The organism is Ruminiclostridium hungatei (assembly GCF_002051585.1).
In the GTDB taxonomy this organism is placed as follows: Bacteria; Bacillota; Clostridia; order Acetivibrionales; family DSM-1351; genus Ruminiclostridium; species Ruminiclostridium hungatei.
In genome coordinates, this window is the sequence record NZ_MZGX01000027.1 from 1 (window position 1) to 19,327 (window position 19,327).

Here is a 19,327-nt window from a genome sequence, read left to right on the forward strand (position 1 = left end):
GGTGTTCTAACACCGCTAGAGAAATATAATCTTTACCTCGCGGCATAAAAAACGACCAGTGGCTTTGTACACCACTAGTCGGGAATATTTTATATTTTTTACTGTCCTCTTGACGGGATGCAGTTCAAAAGCTCCGGTGCCTGTTTTAATTTGTGGAAATGATACCACGTGTTCTACGTGTGGTTATGCCAAGGTCTTGTTATTAAGTGTGATCAAGTGTAATGATTTTGCCCGTTATAGTGTAATAATTTCACCGGTTATATTGTTGCCATGGACCTGCAAAAGGCCATAGCTGCACTTCTCCTGCCTTCTCCTGTCCATAGCCGAGCCGGGGTTAAAGTACAGGATACCATGGTGAAAGGTGTTAACAGGTATGTGACTGTGACCAAAAACAACACAATGAACATTTTCATTTCTGAAGGCTTTTCTGGAATTTTCGGCTGCTGTACCGCTGTACCCGTGACCGTGAAAAACTCCTATCCGGCACTCTTCAACTTCAATTATTTTCTTATAAGGCAGTATGGTCTGAAGGTACTCGTCGTCATTATTCCCCAGTACTGCATATACAGGAGCAAGCTCCTGAAGCTCATACAGCACATGGTCCCTGCATAAATCTCCGGCATGTATTATCATATGGGCTCCCGAAAGTTTGTTCAGCAAGATCTCCGGCAGCTTTGAGCCCCTGCGGGGAATATGGGTATCTGAAATTACTCCTATGGTTGTCATAGTTGCATGCCTCCCGTCATACTTTTCTTATTTGCGAAGGAGTTGTACCGGTAAAATTCTTGAATATCTTATTGAAGTTGGCCAGGTTGTAAAAGCCGCAGTCCAACGCTATGCGGGCAACGGTAGTGTCCGTTTCCCGGAGCATTTCTATGGATTTTGATATTCGCATTTTGTTAAGGTATTCTATGGGGGTAAATCCGGTTGAGAGCTTGAACAGTGTGGAAAAATAGTTGGGAGACATGTAAGCCTGTTCCGCCAGGTCTGTCAGCAGTATTTTTTGCGAATAGTTCCCATTCATATATTCAAATACCTTCTCCAGTTTCTCCAGTCTTCTGCTTTTTGAGGATATGCTCTCAGGACTTTTGCTCTCATCCTGGTAATGCCTTATCAGGTAGGTGATTATGTGCAGGAGCTTGGCTTTTATCATAAGCTTGTAACCAAGAGTCCTGTTAATATATTCTTCTTCAATCTCGGTCAGAAGTGCAAATATCTTTTGGCCTATCTCACTTTTACTGTCTATCCTGTTATTAAAATTCGAGCTCCTTTCAAAAAAAGGCTTCAGGTAATTATAGTCAAAATGGTTTTCGGAGGACCATACCAGTTGAGGTTCAAACATGACCACCGGCATCACCATGTTCACAGGGGGAAGGACCTCCATATAATGTGGCTCGATATTGTTAATCACCACAATGTCGCCTGCATTCATTTCGTAAGCCCTGTTTTCCACATAATAAACTCCCCTGCCCTGCTTGACAAAGGCTATCTCAAGATAATTATGCCAGTGGAAGGTGTTATTCATGCAATAGTAGGGCCCCATATCCGCAAATTTGATATTAAAAGGAAAATCTGCGGGAAAAGGCCTGGGGCTGTATATTTTTGCTGCTTCCATATGTCCTCCTTTACAAATGAATAAAAAGTACCGTTCAAAATAAAATAATTATTTACAATTTGTATATTTAATTCCTGCTAAATCGTAAAATAGTATCATAAGACGGTAAAATAGTCAGAGCTAACAGCGCTGCTTCTTTATATAATAGTATTATACCCTCTATTAACAATGTACAATACGTTTTTGAGCGGCGAATTTACCATTCGGCTACGTTGAAGCCGTTTGTAAGTCACAAAGCCTTCCTTCGCGTCTTCGCCTTGCCGCAAGCCAAATTCTCTCGCTCAAAACTCTCCGACCTCACACCGGGATATTTTGGCAGTTTTCGAGGCGGATGGACGCAGCCTTGCTGATGCAAGGCAAGGACGACAACAAAGAAAAGTGGCAAAATAGCCGGTGTGAGGCGTGTTACACATTGTCAATAGAGGGTAAAAACGGCGTGCATTAAAGGGGTTGACTACAGTATGCAAAAAGAAGTAATAGAACCGGAAGGCAATATGGGAATAAATCCTGCATATGAGATAGAGAGACTGCTCCTGTTCGGGAGAGAGCACGGACTGACAGGTAAGCTGGATGCTGTCATTGCACGGAACCAACTGCTGGCAGTACTTCAAATCCAGGAGCCTTACACAGGTGAAATTGAAGCCGAGGCTTTAAAATATCCCACCGGAATATTGAATCGGCTTGTGGCTTATGCACAGGCGGCGGGACTCTGTGACAAGGGGTCATATACCGCAGGGGAATTGTTTGATACAAAGCTTATGGGCTTTTTGATGCCAAGGCAAGCAGAGATAGAAAGCCAATTCCGCCGACTGCGGGAAAGCAAATCCGTAGAGGCGGCCACAGATTATTTTTATGAGCTCTGTACAGCTTCAAACTATATAAGAACCGCCGCCGTTGAAAAAAATATAGTATGGACGGCAAACACCCGCTACGGCGGGCTGGAAATAACAGTCAACCTGTCAAAGCCGGAAAAAGATCCGGCGGAAATTGTGAGAGAAAGGCTCCAGCCCCAGTCAGGCTATCCAAAGTGCATGCTTTGCCTTGAGAATATAGGATATCCGGGCCGCAGCAACTTTCCTGCGCGGCAGACTCACAGAATCATACCTGTAACCCTTTGCGGAGAGCAGTGGTACCTGCAGTATTCTCCCTATTTGTATTACAGGGAACACTGCATTGTTTTCAGCGAGAGGCATGAGCCCATGAAGATATCGGAAATGACCTTTTCCATGCTGCTGGATTTTGTGCGGCAGTTTCCCCATTATATCTGCGGTTCCAACGCAGACCTGCCCATTGTGGGAGGTTCGATTCTGAGCCACAATCATTTTCAGGGAGGAAAGCATCTCTTTCCCATGCAAAAGGCTCCGGTAATCAGGCGGTTCAGGTCGGAAGAATTCAAAGGGGTTGACATTGCCATTGTTAAATGGCCCTTATCCGTTATACGGGTTGCAGGCAATGACCCGGAAGAGCTGTCGGGCTTTTGCAGCAAGGTTCTCAGTGAATGGAGGCAATACAGCGACAGCAGTGTGGAGGTGCTGGCAGCTTCCCTGGCGGACAACAGCCTTGTGCCCCACAATACAATAACGCCCATTGCCAGACTTAACGAAGCAGGAAAATATGAGCTGGATCTGGTATTGAGAAACAACAGGACTACCTGCGAATATCCCGAAGGGCTGTTTCATCCCCACAGGGAAATTCATCACATAAAAAAGGAAAATATAGGCCTGATAGAAGTGATGGGCCTGGCCATACTGCCGGGGAGGTTGAAAGCTGAACTGGAAAGTGTCAGGGAAATCCTGTGCGGCAGGACTGAAATCTCCGGCAGCATACGGGAAGATGCGCTTCTCTTTAAGCACAGCCGGTGGATAGCCGAGCTTACGGCAAAATATAAGCTGCCTGTGGGAGAGGCAGAAGCAGAGAAGCTTTTAAGGCAGGAGACGGGCAAAAAGTTTGAAACCTGCCTGGAGCATGCAGGAGTATTCAAACAGACCAGGGAGGGCTTGAAGGCCTTTGAACGGTTTATTAAAACCCTGGGCTGCCGCTGAGCCTGAAAAGACTGGAATTATATAGCTGAAGGAAAACGCAGCCGGACTCCCGGCGGGAGCGGTGAAAGACTTCGGCATTGTATAAACAGATTATACGAGGAGGTATCTCAGGCATGGAGAAAGATTATAAGGAGCTTAGGAAAAAGTTCTGTGAGCTGTACGGGGGCAGTGAAGAGGAACTCAGAATTTTTTCGGGGCCGGGAAGGGTGAATCTTATAGGTGAGCATATTGACTACTGCGGGGGCTTTGTTTTTCCTGCCGCTTTGAGCCTTGACTCTACAGTAATCGCAAGGGCAAATAAAGACAATACCTTAAGGATGGCTGCCACGGATTTGCCGGTAAAGGTTGAAGTCAGGCTGGATAATCTCATAAGCGGTAAAACTCTGAGCTGGGGAAATTATCAGGCAGGAGTGGCCTATATGCTGCAAAATGCGGGCTACAAACTGGTGGGAGTGGATATGCTTTTCCATGACACCGTTCCATTGGGTTCGGGCCTGTCCTCCTCCGCTGCAATTGAGCTTGCCGCTGCTGTGGCCCTTGTTACTCTCGGCAATGAGGCCCACGGTATAAATAAGCCTGTGGATTTGGTTGAAATGGCGGTATTGAGCCAAAAAACCGAAAATGAATTCTGCGGTGTAAACTGCGGTATAATGGACCAGTTTGCCTCTGCCATGGGGAAAAAAGATCATGCAATACTTCTTGACTGCTCCACTCTGAAATATGAGTATTTACCCTTGAAGCTGGAGGGGTATAAAATCGTCCTGGGAAATACCAGAAAGAAACGCTCTCTGGGAGAGTCAAAATATAATGAAAGAGTGGCAGAATGTGCAGAGGGACTTGAAATACTGAAAAAATACCTGCCTGAAAAAAAGAATTTGTGCTCAATTACAGTGGAAGAGTTTGAGAGATATAAAAGCAGAATACAAAATGAGGTCATAAGAAAAAGAGCAACCCATGTCATATATGAGAATGACAGGGTTCTGAAGGCGGTGGAGGCCTTGAGGAAAAATGACATTCCGGAGCTGGGCAGACTGCTGGTGGAGGCCAATGCCTCCATAAGAGATTTATATCAGGTCACCGGCAAGGAGCTGGATGTAATGACTGCCGAGGCCATGAAGGTGGAAGGAGTGCTGGGGGCCAGAATGACCGGTGCCGGCTTCGGTGGCTGTACTGTCAATATAGTTCCTGAAGACATGCTGGGCCGGTTTATGGAGCAGGTTGGAAAAAATTACAGGGAACAGACCGGAATTGTTCCACAGTTCCATGTCAGTGCTATAGGGGACGGAGCCAGGGAGATAAAGCCTGAACTCTAGGGTTTTAGTACCGGATATAAAGAAAGCGGTGTGCTGAGAAAGGCATACCGCTTTTTGTCTATTGTTTTGTATTTATTTCCATTATTATAGACTTCTGCCAGGAATTATCGTATAATATGTTGTTTATTATGCGATTTAGTGGATTGTTTGAAGGAATGCGGAGGTTATTATGTTTAAAAGACTTTTAAAGAAACTGGGCAAACCGGCAGAATTCACACGGTATGACGGTCTTGTGGAGAAGATACGTGAAATCGACCTGTCAAGCTTGTCGGATTCCCAGCTTTGCTCATATATTGAGGAATACAGGAAAAGATTCACCCAATGGCTGAAGGAAAGGCAGAAGGAGAAGGCACAGGAGCAGGAGGAACAGGAGGAGCAGGCAGAACAGGCAGAACAGGCAGAACAGGCGGCGGATAATGCCTTGCTGAATGGGCTTCTCAGGGAATGGCCTTTTGCACAGAGCCTTCTGGTGGAAAGCTATGCTGTCACAAAGGAACTCTGCAGGAGATGCCTGGGGCTTGATGCCTATGATTCACAGCTTCTTACGGGCATAGCACTGCACTTCGGAAATATTGCAGAGCTTCCAACCGGGGAGGGAAAGACCATGGCAGCAGTATTTCCCGCTGTGGTCAATGCGTTGGCGGGAAGAGGAGTTCATGTTCTGACCTTTAATGATTATCTTGCCAAAAGAGATGCCCTTTGGATGAAATCCGTCTATGAGAATTGGGGGCTGCGGGTTGAGTTCATACAGGAGGCCATGGAGCCCGGAAGACGCAGGGAAGCCTATCTGGCTGACATAACCTACGTCACTCCAAAAGAAGCCGGTTTCGACTTTTTGAGGGATTCTCTTGTGTACAGCCCCAGGGAAAAGGTGCAGCGCCCTTATAACTATGTTATTGTGGATGAGGCAGATTCGATTATGATAGATGAAGCCCGGGTGCCTCTCGTAATAGCCGGAAAACCGGACGGTGAGCCTGCCGGTATGGACAAGAGGCTGGTGGAAGCTGTTGAGTCCCTGTGCCAGGGAGTGGATTATATGCCTGATGAAAACCTGAGAAATGTCTATCTGACGGATGCGGGCATAAACAGGCTGGAGAAGGTTTTAAACTGCGGCAATCTGTACGACGGCAATCTGGAGCTTCTCACCCTTATAAACAATCTGCTCCATGCCAGAGCCCTTTTAAAAAAGGACATTGACTATATAGTAAGGAACAACAGGGTGGAAATTGTAGATGAATTCACCGGAAGAGTAGCGGATAAAAGAAAATGGCATGACGGGCTTCAAATGGCGGTGGAGGCGCTGGAGGGAATTGAGCATGACCGCAGCAGCAGGATACTTGGGAAAATAACCCTGCAGAACTTTATCAGCCTTTACCCTGAGACCGCAGGTATGACGGCAACTGCCCTGTCTTCCCAGGAGGAGCTGCTGGCTACCTACAACAGAAGGGTGTACGAGGTGCAGCCCCACAAAAAATGCATCCGCATCGATTATTCCGATGAGGTATTTACCCACAGGGAAGCCAAGGAAAGTGCCATAATAGGTGATATAGCTTCGGTGCATAAAACCGGACGCCCCATACTCATAGGCACCTCAAGCGTGGAGGAATCGGAAAAGCTGGCCGCCGGCCTCAAGGACCGCCAGGTGGCTTGTGTGGTGCTCAATGCCAGAAATGACGCCCAGGAGGCGGAAATAATCGCCAGGGCCGGCAGGCTGGGAGCAGTTACCGTCTCTACCAATATGGCCGGCCGGGGTGTTGATATAAAGCTGGGAGACGGAAACCCCGACTCGGAGGAAACCCGCCAGGTCATAGCACTGGGAGGGCTGTATGTTGTGGGAACCAATAAAAATGAGTGTATACGGCTGGACAATCAGCTCAGGGGCAGAGCCGGCCGTCAGGGTGATCCCGGTGCCTCAAGATTTTTTGTAAGCCTTGAGGACCAGCTCTTGACCAGGTTCGGCATAGAAAAGGAGCTGCCCGCAAAATATTTGGGTGTCAGGCAGGAGGCCAGGCTGGAGGACAGCAGGCTGAATTCCCTCATAAATCATATTCAGAGGGTCATAGACGGACAGAACTTCGACATAAGAAAAAGCCTGGGCAAATATTCCCTGCTCCTGGAATACCAGCGAAGGATGCTGGCACAAAGGCGGGAGGAAATAATGGATACCGGAGCGCCGTCGCTGTTTTCAAGCCGAGACCCTCAAATATACAGTCAGTTGTGCGAGCAGCACGGCTCGGAACACGTGGATGCAGTTTCCCGGAGGATAGCCATCCATTGCGTGGATGAGTGCTGGTATGACTTCCTGGAGTTTTGTGAAAGTGTGCAGGAGGGCATAGAGCTGGTCCGGGCCTCAAAAAAGGACCCCCTGGATGAGTACCGGAAGCAGGTCATAGAGGAATTTGACGTTTTAATGTCACAACTGGAGGACAGGGTTGCAGACGAACTGCAAAAGACGGATTTTGCCCTGAGCGAGGACGAGCTTGCAGCAAAAGGCTTCAATACTCCCACTGCCACCTGGACTTACATCATAAACGACAATATCAAGGTAAAGAGGTTTTCCCTGTTGGGATTTCTGTAGGCATACAGGCTGAATAGCAGTTCTTTAAGTAAATGTGAGTTAATATCGTTATTGTAAGTTAACCTGTAGTGCTGATTAAAAATGTGATAACAGAAAGAGAATGCTATTCACTCCCGGACAAGCTTCAAATAAATGCTTGTATATAACGTTTTTGGCGAAATTGTAACACCTTTCGGCATGCTTTTTTAGCCGTCGCAGCAACTCGGCCATCCAGACCTCGGGTGCTGCTTTGCAGTTAAATTGACGTCCTGTCAATTTAACTGCAAAGCAGCATGCGCAAAGCCTACAATTTCAGCAAAAGCTTTTAATCATACTGCGCATTTCATTGAAGTCGTCCTCACGTGAATTGCAAACTTGCCTCTTAATGACTTTATTAACTAGCATAACGGGTTAAGTTAGTATAAGTAAATGCAGGTAAACATAAGCAAATGTAAGTAAAACCAGGTTTTGAAAAAAGACCTGATTTTTTTATGTCCGGGAAAACACCGTTCTATAAAAGCAAAGTCAGCAAATAATTTTTCAATTAAGTAGTATCAGCCCCCTGCATTCTACAAATATTTACAAATAATCCATGATACACTAAATTGTATGAAATCTGAAACGGTAATTTGTAATATATTGTAAAAAAAGGAGCATAAAAATGACTTTTAATAAAAGAACACTAGGCGGCCTTATGGCATTGATATTGTTTTTGGAGTCCTTCGGCTTAGCAGGGGCACAAGCCCCGGACATGAGGCAGTATAAAGCGGAGGCGGGTTACCTGGCTTCCCGGCAGGGCAATTACAATTTCCTGCAAAATGCGGGAGTTTATAAAGACAGCAGGAGGAAATATATTAATGCAGATGAAAAGGCTGTAACAAGGGATATAGCCACAGCTTCGGCAGGCAGTCCGGCAGAAAATGAGAGCGCCGCCGTTAAAGAGACTGTCCCCCCGTCAGACACAGTACAGGAGCCCGCTGCCGTCCTCCGCGGAGATGAAGCTGTTCCGGCGGCAGAGGAGGCAGCAATGGCTATAGGCATTCCCGGGAATATAAAGGTCAGCGCCGGGGAGAGGACTATAGCCGTAAACTGGGACAGTGTTCCTGGGGCACAGGGCTATGAGCTGTCCCTCAACGGAAGTATAACAAGGGTTATAGATACATATTTCACCTATGATAAGCAGGAAGCCAACACTCAATACTTTTTTAAGGTAAGAGCTTTTTCGGAGGACAAGGCCGGTGAATGGAGCCGGGAGCAAGAGTGCCATACACTTCTTTCCGCACCTGTGGGCCTCTCGGCGACGCAGAGCGGCATTTCTGTGGAGCTGGCCTGGCAGCCGTCAAAGGGTGCCGCAGGCTACAGGATATACCGTAATGATATAGAAATAGGATATTCCGCTGTAAATACGTATACGGATATAAGGCTGGAGGATTTTGATACATACATATACAGAGTAAAGGCGGTTAATGAAGCAGGAAATGCTTCCGAGCTGAGCGAGGTGTGCCGGGTGGAAAACACTGCGGCCCAGCAAGTTCCGGGAACAGTGGCCGAACCGGCTGCACCGCAGAAGGCTGACAGCATAACACCGGCAGGAATTAAAGTGCCGGAAACTCAAAATATGGAGGTATTACCGGCTCCTTCCGATTTGACAGCAAAAGCCTCATGCGATTCCCTGCTGGTCAGCTTCAGTCCGGTTGACGGCGCGGAAAGCTATGAGGTTTCCCTTGACGATAATATTATAAGCACAACAGGTTCAAGTCTTATTATTGATAATCTGACTTCCAATACCCGGCATGTGCTAAAGGTCAGGGCTCTCAGCAGCCAGGGGAACAGTGAATGGGGAGATTTAATAACCATATATACCCTGCTTGCTCCGCCGTCAAGGCTGGTTGCTACAGTGTCTGGTACAGCTATTAATTTGACCTGGGAAGGTCCGGAAGGGGCAGCCACCTACGAAGTCTACCGGAATGATATACGTATTGGAACAAGTGACACCGGCACCTATACTGATATGGGATTAAGCTATGGGCAGACTTATGTTTACACGGTCAAAGCATTCAGTGCCGAGGGGAACGAGTCCGAACTCAGCAGTGCTTCTGCCTCCTGTGAAATAGTGGAGGTTCCGGACGTTCCGGCTGATATCAATGTAATTTCTACAGACAAAACGATTACAATTTCATTCCAGCCGTCAGACAGGGCCGCGGGCTATGATATCTCTTTAAACGGGGTAATATCCCACACCTCCGAACCTGGTTGCACAATAGCAGGACTTACCCCCAATCAACAGTATACGGTGAGGGTAAGGGCTGTCAATGGAGGCGGCAGCAGCCAGTGGAGCAGTGAAATATATAAATATACCATGCTGTCAACTCCCGAGAATATTGAAGCAGTTTCGTCAATGACCTCGGTTGAACTGAAATGGAGCCCGGTGGAGGATGCTGCCTGCTATGAAATATATAGGGATGAGACGAAAATTGGAACCGCAGCTAGTAATGTCTACAATGATACAGGTCTGCTACAGGGAAAAACCTATACTTACAGAATCAAGGCCAAAAATGAGACAGGAAATGAATCGGCCTATAGTGCTGCGGTTACGGCAGCTACGCTGGCAGTAACGTATATTGGCAGTGATATGAAATTGACGGAGGATAAGGTTTTCGGTGATGTTTACCTGAACGGCGGAACGCTGGATTTGAATGGGTATAAGATGACTGTAAGAGGAAGCTTGATACAGCCGGGTGGTGTGCTCAAAATAAATGGCGGACAGTTGATTGTGGCAGGGGATTACCGGATACAGACTGAAAACAAGCAAAGCGATGGGAGTATTACATATTCAAAAAGTGTTGGATATCTGTATATGACAAATCCGGAAGACTATATATTGGTAGTAGGAAGCTTTGCAATACAGACAGCCTATGAAAATTCTCTGACTGCTGGAGTGATGGAAGTTAAGGGGGACTTTATTCAGAAATATGGAGGTAACATACTTTATAACTTCGCAGCTACCGGCACCCACAAGGTTCTCCTTAGCGGCAATAATCTCCAAACAGTAAGCTTTGAATTTCCTGGTTACTCATGTTTTAATAATCTAGAATTACAACATGCTGAAGGAATAGAAATAAGGTTTTTAAGTGCTATAAAAATAAACGGTAAATTTGAAACAAAGGGATGTAAGCTGACAGGGTTAGCAATAGTATCGTGGAAGCTTACAGCAGATGGAATATTAAATGGAGATTTGGAAATAGTAGGCTCAACCCTGGATGTGGCAGGACATAACCTGGAGGTAAAGGGCAGGCTGGTACTTTCGGAAGGAAATATAGATATAAATCATGGAAATATGATAGTAGGCGGAAATATGATACAGCCTGGTGGAACAATGAGAGTAAATGGAGGGCGTTTGACAATAGCCGGGGACTATCGGATACAGACTGAAAATAAACAAAGTGATGGGAGTAATACATATTCAAAGAGTGTTGGATATCTGTATATGACAAATCCGGAAGACTATATATTGGTAGTAGGAAGTTTTGCAATACAGACAGCCTATGAAAATTCTCTGACTGCTGGAGTGATGGAAGTTAAGGGGGATTTTATTAATAAATATGGAGGTAACACACTTTATAACTTCGCAGCTACCGGCACCCACAAAGTTCTCCTTAGCGGCAACAATCTCCAGACAGTAAGCTTTGAATTTCCTGGTTACTCATGTTTTAATAATCTAGAATTACAACATGCTGAAGGAATAGAAATAAGGTTTTCAAGCGCCATAAAAATAAACGGTAAATTTGAAACAAAGGGATGTAAGCTGACTGGGTTAACAATAGTATCGTGGAAGCTTACAGCAGATGAAATATTGAATGGAGATTTGGAAATAGTGGGTTCGGCCCTGAATGTAGCAGGATATGAACTCGAGATAAAAGGTCGGGTGGTGCTGTCGGGCGGAGATATAGATATAAATCATGGAAAGATGATAGTCGGCGGAAATATGATACAGCCTGGTGGAACAATGAGAGTCAATGGAGGACGTTTGACAATAGCCGGGGACTACCGGATACAGACAGAAAATAGACAAAGTGATGGAAGTATTACATATTCAAGAAGTGTCGGATATCTGTATATGACAAATCCGGAAGACTATATATTGGTAGTAGGAAGCTTTGCAATACAGACAGCCTATGAAAATTCACTTACTGCTGGAGTGATGGAAGTTAAGGGGGATTTTATTCATAAATATGGAGGTAACGCACTTTATAACTTCGCAGCTACCGGTACCCACAAAGTTCTCCTTAGCGGCAATAATCTCCAGACAGTAAGCTTTGAATTTCCTGGTTACTCATGTTTTAATAATCTAGAATTACAACATGCTGAAGGAATAGAAATAAGGTTTTCAAGCGCCATAAAAATAAACGGTAAATTTGAAACAAAGGGATGTAAGCTGACTGGGTTAACAATAGTATCGTGGAAGCTTACAGCAGATGAAATATTGAATGGAGATTTGGAAATAGTGGGTTCGGCCCTGAATGTAGCAGGATATGAACTCGAGATAAAAGGTCGGGTGGTGCTGTCGGGCGGAGATATAGATATAAATCATGGAAAGATGATAGTCGGCGGAAATATGATACAGCCTGGTGGAACAATGAGAGTCAATGGAGGACGTTTGACAATAGCCGGGGACTACCGGATACAGACAGAAAATAGACAAAGTGATGGAAGTATTACATATTCAAGAAGTGTCGGATATCTGTATATGACAAATCCGGAAGACTATATATTGGTGGGAGGAAGCTTTGCAATACAGACAGCCTATGAAAATTCTCTTACTGCTGGAGTGATGGAAGTTAAGGGGGATTTTATTCATAAATATGGAGGTAACACACTTTATAACTTCACAGCCACCGGTACCCACAAAGTTCTCCTCAGTGGAAATAATTTTCAAACAGTAAGCTTTGAGTTTCCCGGCTCCTCCAAATTCAACATCCTCATAATCACAAAGCCCCTGGATTCGGGCTACAGCTTCAACAGCTACAGCGTCTGGAACGTCCTTATTGAGGATTACCGCTATCAGCAATATTTCGGGCAGAGTGGCACCAATCCTGCCACAGGAAACTTTTCACGGTCATATACTGATTTGACCATGGAAGCTCCCGGCTACGACATTAATTTCACCAGGACATATAATTCCAGGAGCAGCAAGGCCTCCGGCTTTGGCAAGGGCTGGAGCTTCAGCTACGAGGGAAGTGTCAGGGATGCTCAGAATAATTCCAATGCCAAGGAGGTAAGCCTCCCGGACGGAAGTGTGCAGAGCTTTAAAAAGAACAGTGACGGAAGCTTTACAGCCGGTGATTCCCACAATATTCTCGTGAAGAACCCTGACGGCACCTATACTCTCACCTCAAAGCAGCAGGATGTTTTCAGCTTTGACACCAATGGATATCTTGTGAAAATACAGGACAAAAACGGAAATTGCGTGACAATTACAGTGGATTCCCAGGGAAAGGCAACAGGGGTTACCGACCAGGCCGGAAGACATTTTACCGTCAGCTATGAAAACAGTCTCATAAAAAATATAAAGGACGATACAAATAACAGGACAATTTCCTATGAATACACCGGAAGTCATCTAGCCTGTGTTACTGATGCCATGGGAAATAAGACAAGGTATGTGTATGACACGGAAGGCCAGCTTGTTGAAATAAGGGACAGCCTGGACAGCATAACTGAGGAAGTCTCTTACATATCTTCAGGAGAAAACAAGGGCAAGGTAAATAGGCGGACAGACGCCAATGGCAATACCTTTACCTACACTTACGACAATATAAATTGTGTTACAACCATTACAGACAGCAATGCCAGGGTGACCAGAGAAAAATATGACGGCTCCTACAGCATAATAAATTCAACGGATGCAGAGGGAAAGTCCACAATTTATGAATACAGCAAGGATGCCAACGGCATAAACAAATATGGCGAGGAAAAAGCGGTAACCGACCGCAACGGGAACAAAACCCAGTACGACAGGGATTCCAACGGAAATGTAACAAAGGTCACAAATCCTGACAGCAGTACAAAGGTAATAACCTATGATGATAAAAACAACATAACAAGTGAAAGGGATGAAAACGGAAAATATACCTTCTACGTATATGACTCCGGTAAAAAGAACCTCATAAAGAAAGTACAGCCGTTGAACGGCACCGATCAATACCTGGACGGAAGCAGCGATATAAGCAAATTTGCAATAACCGTCTATGCATATTACCAGGAGGCCGAAAGCCAGGCGCTTGGTTACAGGGCCAGGGGCCTTCTGAAATCAGAAACAGACCCCGAAGGCAACACCGTCACCTACACCTATGACGCCTATGGAAACATAAAAACCCGTACGGATGCAGAAGGCAATACAAGTACCTTCCAATACAACACTCAGAGTCAGGTAACAGCAGCCTTCACACCAAAAGGAAACAGTACCGCATACATATATGATAAAAATGGGAACCTGGAAAAGCAGGTGACAGACGGTGATAAAGTCACAAGAATAACCTATGACTCAGAGGGCAGAAAAACCAAGGAAATATCACCCGGGCAGTATGAGCCTTCAAAGGACGATATACAGAACCACCGGTATAACGCAGATGTGGGCTACAGGTATACCTACCTTAACAACGGCAGGATAAAAACTGCAACCGACCCTGAAAATTATACCACGGCCTATACCTATGATATATATGGCAATATGGAAACCGAAACAAAGCCAAACAGCTCAAAATACATATATCAATACGACCTGCTGAACAGGCCGCTGCGAACCTACTTTAAAGCCGACGCCTCAGAGGAGCAGATGCTGCTGGAGGAATATGCCTATGAAATACTGGCCGGAGGGAAAAACCGGCAAACCTGCAAGCAGTATCTAAATGATATTGATGTGGTAATAACGGTCAGAATATACGACTATGCAGGAAGGTTGCTTTCAGAAACACGGCCCGACGGCACAACTGTCGCCACAGCCTACAATGCAAACGGCACCATAAACTATACTACTGATGCCAATGGAAATATAACCTACTACAAATATGACGGCCTGAACAGGCAGACCGAACAGTGGACACCCTTTGAAACAGTGGGCGGAAGCACCAGATACACATATGTTAAGGCCGTATATGACAGGGCAGGGAAAAGGCTCCAGGAAATGGCGGGCAGTGAAACAGTCCTGCAAAACCAGATACCTGCGGGCTTCATAACAAAAACCTATGATTATTATCAAAACGGCAAAATTAAGAGCATTACAGACAATGAAGGCAGAAGGACAGAGTACCTGTATGATGCTGACGGCAATGTAAGCCGTGAACGAGTATATGCAAGTGCTGCGGAATATAAGACAACGTATTACGATAACAACTATCTTGGAAAGGTCACTGACAAAAGGGAGTATGTAAAAGCTGGAGATTTAGAGGGAGATTACATTGACGGCACCCAGGACGTAATTCTGACAACCACCTGCACCTATGACAAAAACGGAAATCTGGAAACAATGACTGCCCCGGACATGGTGACAACTACCTATACCTATGACAGCAGGAACAAGCAGACCTCGGCAGCGCAGCCCGGTATGGATGAAAACGGAAATCCGGCGGATTTAAAAACCACAACCATATACAACTGGCAGGGACAGCCCTTGGAAACCGTAGATGCCAACGGAAACACCACAAGGTATTCCTATGATAAGAGGGGACAGCTTGTAAAAATTACAGACGCAGCCAACAACACCACCGCATATTACTATGACAGGGCCGGAAGAAAAACAGCCGAAGTAGCACCTGTGGACTACGAGCCCTCAAAAAGCCTTGAGAATATGAACAGGGTAGAATATGCCTATGACCTCATGGGGAGAATCAAAACAAAAACCTATATAGGGGAAGAAAAGCGGTTTGATCCCGCAGCAAAGGCATGGACAACCCGGCAGGTGACAATAGTCCAGAGCGCCTACAAATACGACAGCAGCGGAAACCTCGTAAAGGAGCTGGACTCATTGGGCTATGAAGCCGCTTCGGATAAAACAGGCATAGATACACAAATAAACACAGGCTACGGAACAGAATATACCTACAACCTCGCCAGCAAAGTTACTTCCGTACTGGACCCCGTATCAAAGGAAAAGGGCTTGGGCTATACGACAAAATACGGCTATGACGCTCTTGGGCGCAGGGTAGCGGAGACAAATGCAAACGGGGCGGTAACAAGCTGCTATTATGACGGTGCAGGAAATATTATAAAAATTACCGTAAGGAAGACAGCAAATGACCCTGAACAGACTATGGAAGCAAAAACCTGGGACTTCCAGGGAAAGCTGCTGACCGAAACAGATGCAAACGGCAATGTAATAACCTATGAGTATAATGCCTTCGGGCAAATCAGAAAGGCATTATATCCGGGAGATGCCTCAATACCTCCCAATGAAATAACCTGCCTGTATGATGAGATGGGAAGGCTGAAAACTCAAAAAGACTCAAAAGGAGCGGTAGACACTTACATATACAACAGCCTGGGCGATGTTCTGGAACATACACAAAAGGCCCAGGACAACACTGAAGCAATAACTGTCTATTACAGCTATGATAAAAACGGAAACCTGAGATATTCAATTGATGGGAACGGAAATGAAACAGAATATATATACAACAAGCTGAACAAGCTGGCTGCGGAAAGGCGGACGGTTTCAGGAACTGTGCAGGAAACCTCCTATACCTACGATGCCAACGGCAACCAGACAGCAGTAACCGACTGGAGGGGAAATACCACAGCAAAAAGCTATGACGGCTTAAACAGGTTTATAGAAACAAAGGATGCGTATGGCATCAGCATACAGAAGCTGGAATACAACCATAACAACAGCCAGGAAAAAGCCTATGATGCGCTGAACGGTATAACCCGGTACAGCTACGACAGGAACAACAGGCTTGTGTCTGAAATCAGCCCTGAGAGTAAGGAAACAAGCTGGACTTATGACAACGCAGGCAACCTGGAAACGAAAAAAGACGGAAAAAATAACAGCACAGCCTACACCTATGATGAACACAACAGGCTTAAAACAGTAACAAACGCCAAAAACGAGACTACAGTATACACCTATGATCCCAATGGAAACCTGCTTTCACAGACAGATGCAAAAGGCAGCGCCACCACCTATGAATACAATGCGGCAAACAAGGCAACAAAAAGGATAGACCAGGGAGGCAGAACCGGAACACAGGGCAATTACACCTATAATCCCGAAAAAACCGAAACCTATACCTACAACGCCGACGGCAGCCTTGCATCAAAAGCAGACAGGAATGGAATAACCACGGCATATGCATATGACATGCATGGCAGGCTGCTGAGTGAGACGGCAGGAGAAGAAAGCATAACCTATACCTATGATAAAAACGGCAACCGGCTCACAATGACAGACGGCACAGGCACCACCGCCAGAACCTATGACGAACTGAACAGAGTATTGACCAAGGAAGTACCAAACATTGGCAAAAGTTTATACGCATATGATATAATTTCAGGTATGGAAACAGGCTGTTGGGCAGAAACGGCAGCAGACCCCAAAGGGAATGTCACAAAAAAGGAATTTGACCGGACAGGCAGGCTGAAAACAGTCACAGCAGACGGGAAAACCACGATCTACAGCTATTTTGACAATGGGGCAAGGCAAAGCGTAAGCTACAGTGACGGTTCGGGCGAGGAATACACCTATACCCCGGACGGCTTGCTGCAAACCCTGACCAACAAGAAAGCAGACGGAAGCATAATAGATACCTACAGTTACACCTATGATGCCGCCAACAACCAGACCTCCAAAACAGATGCCAGGGGTACCACCGTCTACACCTACGATGCACTGAACAGGCTGGAAACCGCAACAGAGCCAAACGGCACCGTAACCGCCTACACCTACGACAAAGCAGGCAACAGGGAAACGGAAACAATCCGGCAGGGAACCAATACAACACTGAGCACCTACAGCTATAACGAGCAAAACAGGCTGCTCCAGGTGACGGTAAAGCAGAACGGAACCTTGACAGGTACAACGGAATACACCTATGACAGCAACGGCAACCAGCTCACCACAACAGTAAACGGAACAGTAAACATAATCAACAGCTATGACTTGAGAAACCAGCTTGTAAGAACCGTCACCTCCACAGCCACAGTAGAAAACCGCTATAATGGAGAAGGCTACAGGGTGGAGAAAAGAGTCAACGGAGCAATAACGCGATACCTGTACGAATATGACAAGGTTGTACTTGAAACAGACGGAGCAGGACACCAGACAGGCAGGAACGTATACGGCACAAATCTGCTCATGAGAACGGCAGACGGCACCTCCTACTATTACATGTACAACGGGCATGCAGACGTGACAGCCCTGCTGAAGCCTGACGGAACCATAGCGGCAACCTACTACTATGACGCCTTCGGAAACATAACGGACACAACGGGAAGCGCAAGCAACAGCATAACCTACGCAGGCTACCAGTACGATAGGGAAACGGGCTTGTACTACCTGAATGCCAGGATGTATGACCCTAAAACTGCCCGGTTCATACAGGAGGATACCTACAGGGGAGAGCAGAACGACCCTCTGAGCCTGAATCTGTATACCTATTGCAGCAACGAGCCGCTGATGTATACAGACCCAACGGGGCATAGCCCGCTCAGTTGGTTTAAAAGCAAAATAGACACTGCATATGATAAAGTTGCAGCAGGAGCCAAAAAAGTCGGCAAAAAGCTAGAAGATACCTGGGACTATGTTTCAGACAAGGCGGGAGAAGCATGGGATACATCCACAAGCTATGTTTCAGAAAAAGCCTCAGAAGCCTATACCTCACTGAAAAATGATGCCAAGGCTGTAAAGCAGTGGGCCAAGACACAGGCAACCAATACAAAGGAAGGCTTTACGGCATTAACAAACTCCAAGAAGAGAAAAGAAGCCTTTGAAACAATAGACACCTACGGTTCAGAATCAGATAAAATACTGGCAAGAGTTGCAGCAGGAACGGCAGTGGTTGCAGGAACAACAGCAGTGGCGGCAACGGCTGTGTATGCAGCACCGCTTATAGCAGCAGCGGGAGCCTCTGTAACAACTTCAATAATGTCTTCTTCTGCGGCAACCTTTGCAGTAGCAAATGCCGAGGCCATAGCCTGGGGGGCGGTTGGACTCATAGGCGGAGGCGCTGCAGTAAAAAGCGATATACAAAACAAGGAATATGGACAAATACCAGTGGATTTGGCTACGGCAGTCCTTGGGGGCCTAATGTTGAAGAGGACGGCAAATAGTTATAGTTCAACTGTGGGTGTGAAACCGAATGTTGGAGTAAACGGAGGCAGCAGGCTAAAGCCCAATTATCAGCAGTTTGCTGATGATGCGGGGGTGGGTGAGGTAAATAACATAGATTTATCAGGTAGAGGTTATAGACCGCAGCCAGGTGAGCGTACACTAGAGGGATTTGTAAAAAATAATGTTACTCCTGAAGCTGAAATAGGTCTGTATACAAAGTCAGCAGGGTTTAATAATAACTCTATAACTGGTGTAGGAGAACAATTTAAGAGATTCGGAGCTAATCCACAACATGGTATAAATGGACCTCACGTTCACCAACCTACAAGAGGTGTTAATGCAAAAACGGGTGAGATATATGGCTCTCAAGGTTCAAAAACAGCTAACGGTGGAGTTACTTCACCAAGTACAAAAGATGTTAAACAATTATATGATTACATTTTTAATGGAAAATATCAAAAATAAAATTAGTGTGAG

The 19,327-nt window shown here is 45.9% G+C and carries 6 protein-coding genes; 4 read left to right on the top strand and 2 right to left on the bottom strand.

The window, feature by feature from the left end; translation table 11 throughout:
• Positions 1-234: 234 nt before the first annotated feature.
• Both CLHUN_RS17550 and CLHUN_RS17555 read right to left on the bottom strand, forming a co-directional pair.
• Positions 235-726 (bottom strand): metallophosphoesterase family protein, encoded by a 492-nt coding sequence (locus tag CLHUN_RS17550; RefSeq protein ID WP_080065933.1) that lies wholly within the window; start codon positions 724-726, stop codon positions 235-237.
• Positions 727-742: 16 nt separating this feature from the next.
• The gene (locus CLHUN_RS17555) at positions 743-1,615 is read right to left on the bottom strand and encodes an AraC family transcriptional regulator (protein WP_080065934.1); all 873 of its coding nucleotides are present in this window, start codon (positions 1,613-1,615) and stop codon (positions 743-745) included.
• Between the two features lie 461 nt (positions 1,616-2,076).
• On the opposite strand from CLHUN_RS17555, the gene CLHUN_RS17560 reads away from it, so the two are divergent.
• The 4 genes from CLHUN_RS17560 (at position 2,077) to CLHUN_RS17575 (ending at position 19,315) form a co-directional block, all read left to right on the top strand.
• Positions 2,077-3,657 (top strand): UDP-glucose--hexose-1-phosphate uridylyltransferase, encoded by a 1,581-nt coding sequence (locus CLHUN_RS17560; protein WP_242656553.1) that lies wholly within the window; start codon positions 2,077-2,079, stop codon positions 3,655-3,657.
• A gap of 113 nt (positions 3,658-3,770) precedes the next feature.
• On the top strand, positions 3,771-4,970 hold the full coding sequence (locus tag CLHUN_RS17565) for a galactokinase (protein WP_080065935.1): 1,200 nt from the start codon (positions 3,771-3,773) through the stop codon (positions 4,968-4,970).
• A 169-nt stretch (positions 4,971-5,139) separates the two neighbouring features.
• The gene (secA2, locus tag CLHUN_RS17570; protein WP_080065936.1) at positions 5,140-7,548 is read left to right on the top strand and encodes an accessory Sec system translocase SecA2; all 2,409 of its coding nucleotides are present in this window, start codon (positions 5,140-5,142) and stop codon (positions 7,546-7,548) included.
• Positions 7,549-8,188: 640 nt separating this feature from the next.
• Positions 8,189-19,315, top strand: a complete 11,127-nt coding sequence (locus CLHUN_RS17575; RefSeq protein WP_117387081.1) for a fibronectin type III domain-containing protein — start codon at positions 8,189-8,191, stop codon at positions 19,313-19,315.
• Positions 19,316-19,327 lie beyond the last annotated feature (12 nt).

What these genes read in the sequence shown, in the direction of transcription:
- CLHUN_RS17555 (WP_080065934.1), bottom strand. Translation starts at nt 1,615, where the DNA reads ATGGAAGCAGCAAAAATATACAGCCCCAGGCCTTTTCCCGCAGATTTT.
- CLHUN_RS17565 (WP_080065935.1), top strand. Translation starts at nt 3,771, where the DNA reads ATGGAGAAAGATTATAAGGAGCTTAGGAAAAAGTTCTGTGAGCTGTAC.
- CLHUN_RS17575 (WP_117387081.1), top strand. Translation starts at nt 8,189, where the DNA reads ATGACTTTTAATAAAAGAACACTAGGCGGCCTTATGGCATTGATATTG.
- secA2 (WP_080065936.1), top strand. Translation starts at nt 5,140, where the DNA reads ATGTTTAAAAGACTTTTAAAGAAACTGGGCAAACCGGCAGAATTCACA.
- CLHUN_RS17560 (WP_242656553.1), top strand. Translation starts at nt 2,077, where the DNA reads ATGCAAAAAGAAGTAATAGAACCGGAAGGCAATATGGGAATAAATCCT.
- CLHUN_RS17550 (WP_080065933.1), bottom strand. Translation starts at nt 726, where the DNA reads ATGACAACCATAGGAGTAATTTCAGATACCCATATTCCCCGCAGGGGC.